The organism is Peribacillus sp. NPDC097264 (assembly GCF_050277925.1).
GTDB lineage: Bacteria > Bacillota > Bacilli > Bacillales > DSM-1321 > Peribacillus.
Genome location: NZ_JBNNSR010000005.1, coordinates 25,965 through 38,431 on the forward strand (window position 1 = coordinate 25,965; position 12,467 = coordinate 38,431).

A 12,467-nucleotide genomic window follows, 5' to 3' on the forward strand; every position below is an offset into this window, starting at 1 on the left:
TGTATCGGATAAAATACATTTAGAAAAGGCGGGATATTGCGGTGAAAACTTTTATAATCACAGGGGCCTCAAGAGGTCTAGGAGCAGCTCTAGCAGAGCAGTGCTTGAGCGACGGGAATCATTGTATCTTAATTTCTCGTACCCCTCATCCTGAAATGGCTGAAAAAGCAGTTATGGCCGGAGCGAAGCTTAGTTTCATCTATATGGATCTATTCGACGGTTCACAACTTGCGCCATTAATCGATAAGATTTTTACAGAATTGGATGAAGATAGTGATGTTTATTTTATCAATAACGCAGGTGTTATTGATCCAATCAAGACAGTTGGGAATTTAGCACAAGAAAATATAGAACTCAGCCTACGTGTGAACTTCATGGCACCTGTTGTGTTGGCGGATGCATTCATCAAACGTACAAAGGAATGGAAACAAAAAAAGGTGATGGTCAATATTTCATCAGGAGCAGCCAAGAATCCTTATCATGGCTGGGCAGCCTATTGCAGTACAAAAGCGGGTCTTGAAATGTTCACCCGTGTAGCTGGACTAGAACAGGAGAAAGAAACTTATCCGACGACGCTCATATCTTTTTCACCAGGGGTGATGGATACAGGAATGCAAGAAACCATCCGTTCTGCTGATGAAAAGGACTTTTCAGACAGAACTAAATTTCATGACTATAAGGAAAAGGGGCTGTTGAGGAGCCCAGAATTCGTGGCAGAAAAACTGTTGCAATTGTTAGAGGTCAATAAGTTGGAAAATGGGAAGTTTTACGAACTCAATCAATTACTTTGATCTTTATGAATAGGTAGCAAATAAGCTCTAGGTAATAGGGGACCTCCATATAGAAGGTCCCTTTTGCCTTCCTTAGAACCTGATTATCCATGGAATTGTTGAAAAATCAAAGCCTCTCCTCTATGTGTGATACTAAGCTCCTATTTACATAACAGCGTTCTAATGGGTACAAGCTACATCCCTGCTATCCCCATGTTAAAACTAATTAGATGAAATTACACATTTAGGCCATATCAATAGAATACATTAATGATAAAGGTCAAAATGAAAAGTGTAATGACACTAGTATAACTTTACATTTACTTTTGTGAGGAGTGGAGGGTGAGATGACAATCCAGGTCGTCAAAAGAGGAGATACCTTAGAGGCCATAGCTAAAAAGTACAAGGTTGATTCTGCAAGGATAGTGGAAGTGAATGGTCTGGAAACGACAGCACTGGTTCCTGGTTTAGCCCTATATATCCCCGAGACAGGAGTTAGAAACCGTACATATCTAATCAAACAGAATGACACGCTTTCAGGGATTGCAAAGAGATATATGACGAGCGTATCAGCCATTAAAAAAGCTAATCCGGGTCTATCAGCCATACTTAAGATAGGGGAAAGAATACTCGTTCCTTCCCCCTATAAGAAAAGATTGATTACGATGGGCTTTTCTTTTCCAGTTTCAAGCGGTACAGTGTTTGAAATGCTTGAGGAGAACGGGGATAAGCTAACCTATCTGGCTATTGTAGCCTATTCATTTACGCAGGCAGGCTTTGCCTATATAGAAGGTGACGATTTACCCCTTATAGAGAAATGTGAACAAAACGGAGTGACACCTTTATTGATGATTCGGAATTTTCAAAACGGAAATTTTGATGCGGACTTGGCGGGTGATGTCCTCACCAGTTCCATTTATCGTAGAAATCTCATCACAAGTATGATGAATTTCGTGAAGGAAAAAGGGTATGGCGGAGTGAGTATGGACCTGGAATTCGTCCCTCCAGGTAAACGGGAGGAATATGTGACTTTTTTACAAGAGCTAAAAGCGGAATTGAACGGACTGATTTTACAAGTTAATGTACATGCGAAAACGGAAGATAATCCAGAAAATCGAATTGTTGGCGGACATGATTATAAGGGCATTGGAAAGGTTGCCGATTTAGTCGCCGTAATGACCATCGATTATGGTTACCCGACCGGCCCCCCAGAACCAATTTCCCCTATTTGGTGGATGACTGAGGTCATCCAGTATGCTATATCTACGATGCCTGCGAATAAATTACAGGTAGCCATTCCTATGTATGGATATGGTTGGCTCGTCCCTAGCAATGAGACGAGCGCGATGTCAGCACAAAATGCCCAAAACTTAGCAATCGCAACAAATTCAGAAATTCGCTTTGATAGGAAAGCCGCCTCTCCTACTTACTCATATACACAAGAAAAATCAGAACATATCGTTTGGTTTGAAGATATTCGCTCAATAACTGCAAAATATCAAGTGATTGATGCATATGAACTGGCTGGTACCACCTATTGGCATATTGGTTTGCGTTTTCCACAGAATTGGGCATATATACAGGAGAATATTTTGATAATAAAATAGTTATACAGTTTTTTTCGATACGAATAGGGAAATGATGAGAGACAGAAATAATTTATGTAATACCACTCAAAGCATACAGAGTAATGACAGAAGTTTTTAGTAAATCATGCCCATTCATTTGCAACTTGCCATTCCTTTGCTAATATATAAGCATACAGAAAAAATAGGAGTGTTGACTGTGGCTGAAACTCCAGCAGAAACTAAGGAACTGGTTCACTATATTGAACCAAAAGGAGACTATATCTCTTTTTCAGATGAAGAGGATTATATTGCAAAAGGGGTAGAGTGGAAACTGTTCACTGCTCGATCAGTAAAAAAAGAATTACTATATAAAAGTGGAAGCTTTCAAACAAAAGTAAAGTTGGCCGGTTATGAACAATATGGAAATGGTCTGGATACTATTGTTGTCGAATTTGATAATGGCAGGCTTAGCTGTATTCATCCCGCTTATTTAAAGGAAATGCAAAGTTCGAATTTTGGGAAAGAATTATTGAGCGGTCCTGCTGCTCCAGGGTCTTTGACTGAAGTTGTGCAGGATGCGAAAGGTAAGGGAATAGAGGACCCTGGAAAGAGCAGCACTGAAGCGCCGAAAGCTACACCAAAAAAGGAAAAGTCAAAGAGTAAAAAGGAACCTGCTAAACCGAAATTGGACTTACCTGCTGAAAAAGTTCATTTTACGGCAACAGTCAAAGAGTTTACAGCTAAAATGAATCATTTTACGGGTGAAGAGGATGAAGTCATCTTATTAGAAAACGTAAAAGTTACCTCGGATCCAGAACTTCTCATTGGGGATGCATGGTGTGGTTATAGCAAAACTTTAAAAAAAGCTGAACTAGTAGAAGGCGACGCTCTAGAATTTGACGGAAAAGTCGTAGAGAAGAAATACAATAAGGAAATTCGTTATAAAGTGAACAACCCATCCAAACTGGTTAAAAGCACGGAAGCTTGATTCTATAATCATATTTTTAAAAAAGTGGTAATAGGCCCTTGGTCTACTACCATTTTTTGTGTTATAAAAGATTTGAAATACGGCGTCGGATGGCCCTTTGTAAGTACAATCCCGTTTTGCTTTTATTATGATTCCTTTAAATGGCTTTGGAGATAATACAACTTATGAAATCATAAAAAGTGAAGAGGGTATGCCTGATATGAAAAAATTAATGTTATTGCTTAAGCAGGGAAATAAATCAGCTTTTATTGCAGCCTGTGTTAATAGTATCATCGCCATTTTAAAGGGAATTGCCTATTTTATGACCGGAAATGTTGCGATGTTCGCCGAAACACTCCATTCTTTGGGGGATGCTGCCAATCAGTTTTTCGTTTTCATTGGTTCTGCCTTAAGTAAAAAGGCACCGACAGAGCGCTTCCCGGAAGGCTTTGGCCGTTTGGTGAACCTGGTGCTTTTAGGAGCTGTATTGATTGTTGGGATCATGTCTTATGAAACGATAAAGGAAGGCTTCCATCATATTTTGCATCCTACTGAATCAACTGGGATTGTCATTAACTTAACCGTATTATTCGCAGCGGTTGTCCTTGAATCCTATGTCCTGTTTAAAGCAATGAAAGAAGTGGTTAAAGAAGTGAATATCGAAGCAAAGGGGGCTGCTGCGGTTATAGTTAAAAGCTTTTCGGGTTTAAGGCGTGCAAAACCAGCCACAAAACTGGTGTTTATGGAAGATATGGTAGCGACAGGTGGTGGTCTACTCGCAATCATAGCGATTTTACTGGCGAATTTCACTCCTTTTAGGCAAGCGGAAGGGATAGCTTCTGTATTCATTGGACTCGGAATGTTTTACGTAGTGGGTCGGGTATTCCTTGAAAATGCAGCAGGTGCACTAGGTGAAGCTGACGTTGATATGCGCCTGAAAATCGGAACGATGGTCATGAAAGATCCAGAAGTTCGTGATATTCAGAAACTTGCCGTTATTAAAGAAGGGGAAAACTTTCATGTGGAACTTGAGGTTGAGCTGGATGCGCATATAACGATTGCTGAAGCGGATATGATAAAGGACAGATTGATTGCAGAAATCTTCAAAGAAAGAGGAGTCACGGATGTCATTATAGAGTTCGATGAAAATGACGGTGTTGCAAATTGGCAGGAAAAGATTCATTCCAAAGTGAAGGAAGAGAAAAAGAAGAGATGAGCAAATTTTTGAGTAAGTAAGAAGAGATCTTTTACCTATACAATCAGATTTCTTCCTTGGAACAGCAAGATACAGTATGCTATAGGTATCTACATAGAAAAGAGAAAGGGTGTTTATTCATGGATAACATAGACATACGATTAGTTGCACTCGATATGGATGGGACGCTTTTAAATGAAAAAGGGGAGATTTCAGAAGAAAATCGACGTACGATTAAAGAAGCAGAACAGCGGGGAGTTCATGTAATTTTAAGTACGGGAAGATCCTTTGCTACATGTAATGACTTTGCGAAGTCCATGGAACTTCAATCATACTTAATAACGGTCAATGGCAGTGAAATATACAATAATGATGGTGAATTGGTGGAAAGGCATATTGTCGATAGCGAATATGTACAATGGATGTGGGAATTAAGCCAAAAGCATGGAACCCATTTCTGGGCAACCAGCTGTGATCGTGTCTACCGGGCTGAGATGCCCGAAAAAATTAATGAATCACAATGGCTTAAATTTGGATTCGATACCAAGGACGATGCCATCCGTCAACTGATTATGGAAGAGCTTAGGACAAAAGAGAATCTTGAAATCAGTAATTCCAGCCCAACGAATATTGAAGTGAATGCTCATGGCGTAAATAAGGCAAAGGCAATTGAACGTGTTTGTTCAATGCTCGATCTTACTATGGACCAAGTCATGGCAGTAGGGGATAGTCTAAATGACCTTGCCATGATTCGAGAAGCAAAAATAGGAGTAGCTATGGGGAATGCCCAACAAATCGTTAAGGAAGAATCCGATTGGGTGACCTCGACCAATCAGGAAGATGGAGTGGCAAAAGCGATACGTAAATGGGTACTTTCTTAATAATGAAAACGATGCTGTATGTGGAATCGCCTTCCATATGCAGTTTTTTTCTACACGTTAAAATGGACAATTATTTCTTGAAAATTTTGTATTTTAGAAGTATGATACTCTTGTGGTGTAATATTTTGGTAATATATTAACATTGGGAGGTTATATTGATGAGCAAATCTATTCCTGAGCACTGGTGGAGTCAACTTTCTTTACCGGTCATCTCTGCACCCATGTTTTTAATTTCTGGTCCGGATTTAGTAAAAGAGTGTTGTTTGAATGGGGTAATAGGCTCGTTTCCAGCTCCGAATGCAAGGCCTATCGAAGTCTTGGACCAATGGATGGGTGATATTAATGATACACTCATTTCGGCAAGGGACAAGGATCCAAACAGCAAAATCGCGCCGTGGGCGATGAACATGATAGTCCATAAATCCTATAGTCGCCTAGAGGAAGAGTTGGAATTGGTCAAAAAGCATCAGCCTCCCATTATCATAACTTCACTCGGATCGCCAAGACATGTTGTGGATGTTGTACATAGCTATGGAGGCCTGGTTTTTTCTGATGTCAGCAGTGTGGATTTTGCAAAAAAAGCCGCTGAATCCGGCGTGGATGGTTTAATCCTTGTAGCATCAGGTGCAGGAGGACATGCAGGTGAAATAAATAGCTTTGCTTTTGTGGACAGTGTCAGGACATTCTGGGATGGAATCATTCTACTCGCCGGATCAATTAGTACGGGTCATAGTATATTGGCCGCCCAGGCTGCAGGAGCTGACTTGGCTTACATGGGCACCCGTTTTATCGTGGCAAAAGAGAGCATGGCGAATGACCAATACCGTCAAATGCTTGTAGAGTCTAATCAAGATGATATTATTTTGACTGATGCATTTTCAGGTGTTAACTGCAATATGCTTAAACCAAGTATTAGAAAAGAAGGATTGGATCCAGAGCAATTAGCCAAAAAAGAAAAAGTCGATTTTGATAGCATGTCAAAATCATCGGAATCTAAAGCATGGCGTGATATCTGGTCTGCAGGTCATGGTGTCGGCGCCATAAAGCAGATTGATACAACAGCTGGTATTATCAAGCAACTCGAAAATGAGTATCGTGATTCCCTTGGAAGATTAACCGAACAGGCCGGAAAAATAAAAGGAATCATATCTAGATGAATTGAAAGCGCTTTAGCTGATTTGTGAAAGTTGTAGAGGGTCCATACTGGGCCCTCTATTTTAATTGGACATGATCCTATTGCATGAATTTGGTAGTGATTTGGAATGGATATTTCCGAGCATTATATACAATTCTGATGATAGCTGAATAACGCAAAGCCCAAAATCCTATCCATGACCACATTCAGGAAAATCGTTATCATTTTGAATTCTAACGATTAAAAGGTTGAAAAATAACATAAGAAATGGTATATTACTCGCAGATAATGACCGAATGAATGAATTGGTCAGTACTTCTTGGAGGAGGATTTGAAAATCATGTTTAAATCGTTAAAGGGTGAATTTTTGGCGATTATAAAGAATCCTATAATACTAATCTCAATCATAGGGATCATCAGTATTCCCCTTCTTTATAGCGGAACGTTTTTGTGGGCATTTTGGGATCCATACGGAAAGGTTGACCAACTGCCGGTCGCCATTGTCAATAATGACGTTGGGGCTGAATTTAATGAAGAGGAACTCACCATTGGAAAAGATTTAGTGGGAGAGTTGAAGGAAAAGAAAGACTTTGATTGGCATTTTGTTAGTCAAAAAGAAGCGGATCAAGGACTGAAAAATCTGGACTATTATATGAAAATAGAAATTCCAGAGGATTTCTCTAAGAATGCAACCACTTTGCAAGATGATGAACCGGAAAAATTGGATTTGATTTACACATCTAATGAAGGCTATAACTACATTTCCACTAAGATTGGTGATGCCGCATCCGAAAAAATCAAGGCAGAGGTTTCTTCAGCAGTTACGAAAACTTATGCGGAGTCGATGTTCGATAGTTTGCAAGATGTTGCCAGCGGCCTTAAAGATGCTAGCGATGGAGCAGGTGAGCTGAAGGATGGTACGGATAGTGTGAAAGACGGAACAAAAGAACTAGGTACCGGAATTAACTCTGCCAAAGAAGGCGCAGAGAAAGTGGATGAAGGAATTAGTTCTGTTCAGTCAGGATCGGTTGAAATCCAAAATAACCTTGAAAAGTTGGCCGAAAAATCGGTGACCTTCTCGAATGGTGTCGGTTCAGCAGCGAGTGGCTCAAAAGAGCTAAACCAAGGATTACAGCAATTCAGTTCTGGTTTCGGGCAAATGAAAGCAGGACAAACGGAACTTTTAGAGGGAGCAAAGAAATCTGAAGCAGGAACGGGTACGTTAGCAACAGGTTTGCAACAATCCTTGGAAGCTTTCAATCAGATTGAAGGAAAACTTCCAACTCTGTCTGAAGGAGCTAATGGTGTAGCGGCGGGTGCAAGTCAACTTTCATCTTCATTGAACGATTGGAGTGCTGCTGCCAGTGAAGCAAAAACAGGTGCGGCTCAAGTTTCTGCGGGGCTCGATGAAGTTATTTCCGGATTGAAACAACAATCTCAGGCTTCGGAAGACCCAGCTGAAAAAGCGCGTTTGGAAGGTCTTATTACATCATTGACTAAAATTAATGAGGGAAGCAAGGGAGTTTCCGAGGGAGTAGGTAAACTTTCAGCTAGTGCTTCTGAAATTTCCAAAGGCAGTACAAGTCTTAGCGATGGTGCCAGTCAAGTTGGAAAAGGAACGGACGCTCTTAGTGATGGTTTCAGCCAATTGTCCGAAGCACAAGGAAAACTGGCTAGTGGAGCAAGTGAACTAGAAAGTGGACAGGGACAATTGGTAGCCGGTTTAACGACATTCGGTGAAAGCATAGATACGGCTCAGAATGGACTTGGTCAATTAACGGAAGGCAGCAATAATTTGGTCACGGGACTTGACCAATTAGAAGATGGTTCCAAGCAATTATCTAGTGGAACTTCCCAACTTTCAGAAGGATCGAAAAGTCTGGTTGCTGGAACAGATAAATTGAAAGACGGATCATCGAGCCTGACCAATGGAATGGGAGAATTGGCCAATGGAGCCATTAAGCTTGAAGATGGCGTTGCCAAACTCTCGGATGGATCAAAAGAATTACATGATGAATTGAAAGATGGAGCGGAGGATGCAAGTGACATCAAAGCGGATGATGATGTCTATGATATGTTTGCAAGTCCGGTTAAAGTCGATAAAATGCCAATAAATAATGTACCGAATTATGGTACAAGTTTTGCACCATATTTGGTTTCATTGAGCTTGTTTATTGGAGCAATCGTATTGACGATTATTTTCCCGTTGAGGGATCCAGCCGTCATTCCTAAAAATGGGTTCGGTTGGTTTATCAGTAAATATAGTGTCATGGCTCTAGTCGGGCTAGGTCAAGCCATTTTGGTGGATACGATATTGATATTAGGCTTAGAAATTGAAGTTACAAGCATCCCGCTATTCTTCATGATTAGCATTATGGCCAGCTTCACTTTTATGGCGATCATCCAGTTCCTAGGTGCAGCTTTCGATAACCCGGGGCGTTTTATAGCCTTGCTTATTTTGATTCTTCAGCTGACTAGTAGCGGGGGGACTTTCCCGAATGAATTGGTGCCTAATTTCTTGCAACACTTTACACCATTCTTACCGATGACTTATTCGATTAATGCTTTTAGAGCGGTTATCTCCACAGGCGATTATGGTTTCATGTGGCATAATCTTGGCACTTTGGCGATTTTCTTGGTAGTGGCTTTGATTCTATCTATCGTTTACTACAGCTTAAGATTCAAAAAGCAAAAAAATGCATTAGCTAAAGAAGAAGAGTTAGCGGTATAAGGGAAGGCGGACTCAATCTGAGTCCGCTATTTTTTTGAATGGGTGTAGGTGATAACAACGACAATATGGTGAGCCAGTCTCATTCGTTATATCGTTTTAAAGAGTGTTGGCTTTTTTTGCAGAACAATACACGTGGAAAAGCAGGAAAATTCACTGGGGATTTTCCTGCTTTTTTTATACATGAGATTTTTGAGAAGAAGGCGAATATTTTCTCATTGGTTTTTTAGCGATAACATCCTTTAAATAAGGAAGGCCTAATGGATTTGATTTTTGCAACAATTGCATTAAGTATGAAATGTCATCCATGGCTCGATGTGTTTGAAAGTTAGTGATGTCATGGGCTTGAAGCAGGGTTAATAGTTTACTATTTAGGAAACCATATTGTTTCCAAGGGACATTTCGCATTGTACAAAACCACTTATGATCATTGATTTCCGGATACATCTGGTAGAGAAAACTGCGGTCAAAGGAGGCGTTATGGGCGAAAATGGAATCGGCACGGTTTATATATGATTTGATTTTTTCATCATGAAAACTTTTCCCCTCTACAGAACTATAGGATATTCCATGAACTCTGTATGCTTGACCGTAATTCCGTTTTGCTTGATATGAGAGTGGTTCTCTTAAAAATGAATCTTGTTCAATTAGACTTAAAATATTTCCAGTCTCGCTGTTATAGGTGAAAAGGATTAAAGCGAGTTCGATAATTTCATCCGATCCCGGTCGCAATCCTGTCGTCTCAACATCCAGAACTAAACCTACTCTATTAGACAATTACTTTTCCTCCAATGTATACTACTATCTGAAATTTTTTATTTAGCGAACGGAGTATAATATCAGCCGTTAAAGACTAGTATAATATAAAAGTTTAAAAAAAGATGCAAACAATGAAAGGAGCCATCTATACATTCAGGGGGATTTTTATTAAAGCCAAAGGGTAAAGAAAAAAATGCAGCGAATAAGCTGCATTTTTTCTTATTTTCCGATGAATTGCTGCGTCCAATAACGGCTGTAGGTTCCGCCTTGAACATATCCAACTCCAATATGCGTATAATTCCCATTCAAAATGTTGGCTTTATGTCCGGGACTATTCATCCATGATTTCATCACTGCAGATGCACTTGTTTGGCCAGCTGCAATATTTTCCCCTGCATATGTATAACCAATACCAAAGGACTTCATCATGTCGAAAGGGGAACCATAGGTAGGACTTGTATGGCTGAAGTAATGATTGTCACGCATATCCCCTGATTTTGTTTTTGCAACATTTGAGAGCTCTTGATCCAATTCCAAGTCTTTCAGTCCAGCTTTTGAACGTTCAGAATTTACTAGGTCAAGAACTTGTTGTGCAACTGAAGAGTTACTTTCGTGGGTTGTTTCATTTTTGGTGGTGGGTATGGAGATAGCCTGGCCAATTTTAATTTGATTAGGATCATCTAAAATAGGATTCGCCATAAGCAAATCGGAAAGGCTGATACTATGTTCAGTAGCAATCTTCGTTAAAGTATCTCCATTATTCACTGTATAGGAATTGGACCCTAAAGCCACAGTTGGGAAAAGTAGCGATAAAGTTAGTACAGACGGTAAAATTATTATCTTCATTGAACTTCCTCCTTTTACAAAATTCAGTAATGAAAATCTAGTATGCTATAAAATTAGGATAACGTAAACTGGTTAATTTTTGAAAAGGGGAAAACCAGGATGAAAGAATTAGCTCTATCTAAAAAGAAAGTAGGTACATACTATCTTGATTTGGATGGCGTAATGGTATAGCTAGTCCATTGTCTCCGTATGATATCCATCAATATTTGTTCGGAAAGAATTATTTTTTTGTTTGCATTTTACCATGATAAGGGTAAAGAAGGATTAGTTTATAAGACTCTATTGTATAGATATAGAACTAAAACAAGTACAAATCGTACATTAATAGGAAGGTGAAGGTAAGGATGGATTTGAAATCCGGAAAGTTATATTGGAATGAGACTTACCATGAAGAAATGAAATATCCAATATTGGAAGAAGACATTATGTGTGACGTTTGCATAGTGGGATCTGGTTCGTCCGGAGCACATTGTGCTTATTTTTTCGCTGAGACGGGACTTAATGTGGTTCTTGTAGATAAGAGGGACTTAAGTACAGGCAGTACGGTGGCTAACACGGGTCTTTTACAATATTCAAATGATAAATCCTTAACTTCTCTGATTCATAGTTTTGGAGAAGAAGCTGGTACTCGACATGTCCAGCTCTGCTTGGAAGCCATACGTACGCTTGAAAAAAAGGTTGTCCCAAGCTTAGCTGATGACTCAGACTTTAAGATTAGAAAGAGTTTGTATTATGCTTCTAATCCAGAGGATGTTTCTATGTTGAAAGAAGAGTATCAGAACCTTCAAAACCGCAACTTTCCAGTAGAATATTATTCGGAAAACGAAATAGGAAAACATTTTTCCTTTTTTAAAGCAGGGGCGCTTGTCACAGGGAATGACGCCGAAATAAATCCCTATAAGCATGCTCATTTATTACTGAAAAAGGCTTATCAACAAGGTGTGCGTATATTTTCCAATACGAAAATCAATGGAAAAATCTTAAAAGATGATCATACGGAGTTAATCACCGATACAGGTCATTCTATCCGTGCACATCATGTTATTTTTGCCACAGGCTATGAAGCCCAAGAAGAAGTGAATGATCCGAATGCTATGATTCTCAGTTCCTATGCCATTGCAACGAATCAGATTGCGAATCTTGCCAAATGGGATGAAGGAATGATGATTTGGGAAACGGCAAGGCCTTATTTATATGCAAGGAAAACGGTTGATAACCGGATTATCATAGGTGGATTAGACGAAAGAACAACCTATTCCGAGAAGAGAGATTCAAAAATCATACATAAGCGGGATGAATTGTTGAGTCAACTTGTCTGTTTATTCCCAGAATTGGAGGGCGTGGTCCAAGCAGATTATTATTGGGGTGCTTTCTTTGGTGAGTCACATGATGGTTTACCAACCATTGGGATCTATCCGAATTACCCTAACTGCTATTTCTTAATGGGGTATGGTGGAAATGGTACAGTTTATAGTGTCATTCTCTCACAAATCATTAGAGATTTGATAACAAAGAATTGCCATCCCGATTCAAACCTATACTTAAAGGAAAGGTCTCTTATGAAAGGAACTATCGGTTAAACAGGAAACACGCCCTAGAGTATAGAATAATAGAGGAA

The 12,467-nt window shown here is 39.6% G+C and carries 10 protein-coding genes; 8 read left to right on the forward strand and 2 right to left on the reverse strand.

Going from position 1 to position 12,467, the window contains the following annotated elements; genetic code table 11:
• The first annotated feature begins 41 nt into the window (after positions 1-41).
• The 7 genes from ACQKL0_RS08970 to ACQKL0_RS09000 all read left to right on the forward strand — a co-directional run bounded on the left by ACQKL0_RS08970 (position 42) and on the right by ACQKL0_RS09000 (position 9,247).
• Positions 42-791, forward strand: coding sequence for a (S)-benzoin forming benzil reductase (locus tag ACQKL0_RS08970; protein ID WP_402958719.1), 750 nt, complete (start codon positions 42-44; stop codon positions 789-791).
• A gap of 326 nt (positions 792-1,117) precedes the next feature.
• Positions 1,118-2,377, forward strand: a complete 1,260-nt coding sequence (locus tag ACQKL0_RS08975) for a glycosyl hydrolase family 18 protein (protein WP_427687062.1) — start codon at positions 1,118-1,120, stop codon at positions 2,375-2,377.
• A gap of 178 nt (positions 2,378-2,555) precedes the next feature.
• The gene (locus ACQKL0_RS08980) at positions 2,556-3,326 is read left to right on the forward strand and encodes a hypothetical protein (RefSeq protein WP_427687064.1); all 771 of its coding nucleotides are present in this window, start codon (positions 2,556-2,558) and stop codon (positions 3,324-3,326) included.
• Between the two features lie 199 nt (positions 3,327-3,525).
• On the forward strand, positions 3,526-4,521 hold the full coding sequence (locus ACQKL0_RS08985; protein ID WP_402868684.1) for a cation diffusion facilitator family transporter: 996 nt from the start codon (positions 3,526-3,528) through the stop codon (positions 4,519-4,521).
• A gap of 119 nt (positions 4,522-4,640) precedes the next feature.
• On the forward strand, positions 4,641-5,381 hold the full coding sequence (locus tag ACQKL0_RS08990; RefSeq protein ID WP_402868682.1) for a Cof-type HAD-IIB family hydrolase: 741 nt from the start codon (positions 4,641-4,643) through the stop codon (positions 5,379-5,381).
• 158 nt (positions 5,382-5,539) lie between these two features.
• On the forward strand, positions 5,540-6,538 hold the full coding sequence (locus tag ACQKL0_RS08995) for an NAD(P)H-dependent flavin oxidoreductase (RefSeq protein WP_402868680.1): 999 nt from the start codon (positions 5,540-5,542) through the stop codon (positions 6,536-6,538).
• A gap of 318 nt (positions 6,539-6,856) precedes the next feature.
• Positions 6,857-9,247 (forward strand): YhgE/Pip family protein, encoded by a 2,391-nt coding sequence (locus ACQKL0_RS09000; RefSeq protein WP_427687067.1) that lies wholly within the window; start codon positions 6,857-6,859, stop codon positions 9,245-9,247.
• A gap of 174 nt (positions 9,248-9,421) precedes the next feature.
• On the opposite strand, the gene ACQKL0_RS09005 is transcribed toward ACQKL0_RS09000, so the two are convergent.
• Positions 9,422-10,021, reverse strand: coding sequence for an exonuclease domain-containing protein (locus ACQKL0_RS09005; protein ID WP_402868676.1), 600 nt, complete (start codon positions 10,019-10,021; stop codon positions 9,422-9,424).
• Positions 10,022-10,222: 201 nt separating this feature from the next.
• Positions 10,223-10,849: a CAP domain-containing protein gene (locus ACQKL0_RS09010; protein WP_427687069.1), complete on the reverse strand. Its 627-nt coding sequence runs from the start codon at positions 10,847-10,849 to the stop codon at positions 10,223-10,225.
• A 344-nt stretch (positions 10,850-11,193) separates the two neighbouring features.
• On the opposite strand from ACQKL0_RS09010, the gene ACQKL0_RS09015 reads away from it, so the two are divergent.
• Positions 11,194-12,429, forward strand: coding sequence for an NAD(P)/FAD-dependent oxidoreductase (locus ACQKL0_RS09015; protein ID WP_402988493.1), 1,236 nt, complete (start codon positions 11,194-11,196; stop codon positions 12,427-12,429).
• Positions 12,430-12,467 lie beyond the last annotated feature (38 nt).

Coding starts and splice junctions, on each gene's coding strand:
- ACQKL0_RS08975 (WP_427687062.1), top strand. CDS start 1,118: ATGACAATCCAGGTCGTCAAAAGAGGAGATACCTTAGAGGCCATAGCT.
- ACQKL0_RS08985 (WP_402868684.1), top strand. CDS start 3,526: ATGAAAAAATTAATGTTATTGCTTAAGCAGGGAAATAAATCAGCTTTT.
- ACQKL0_RS08990 (WP_402868682.1), top strand. CDS start 4,641: ATGGATAACATAGACATACGATTAGTTGCACTCGATATGGATGGGACG.
- ACQKL0_RS08995 (WP_402868680.1), top strand. CDS start 5,540: ATGAGCAAATCTATTCCTGAGCACTGGTGGAGTCAACTTTCTTTACCG.
- ACQKL0_RS09000 (WP_427687067.1), top strand. CDS start 6,857: ATGTTTAAATCGTTAAAGGGTGAATTTTTGGCGATTATAAAGAATCCT.
- ACQKL0_RS09010 (WP_427687069.1), bottom strand. CDS start 10,849: ATGAAGATAATAATTTTACCGTCTGTACTAACTTTATCGCTACTTTTC.
- ACQKL0_RS09015 (WP_402988493.1), top strand. CDS start 11,194: ATGGATTTGAAATCCGGAAAGTTATATTGGAATGAGACTTACCATGAA.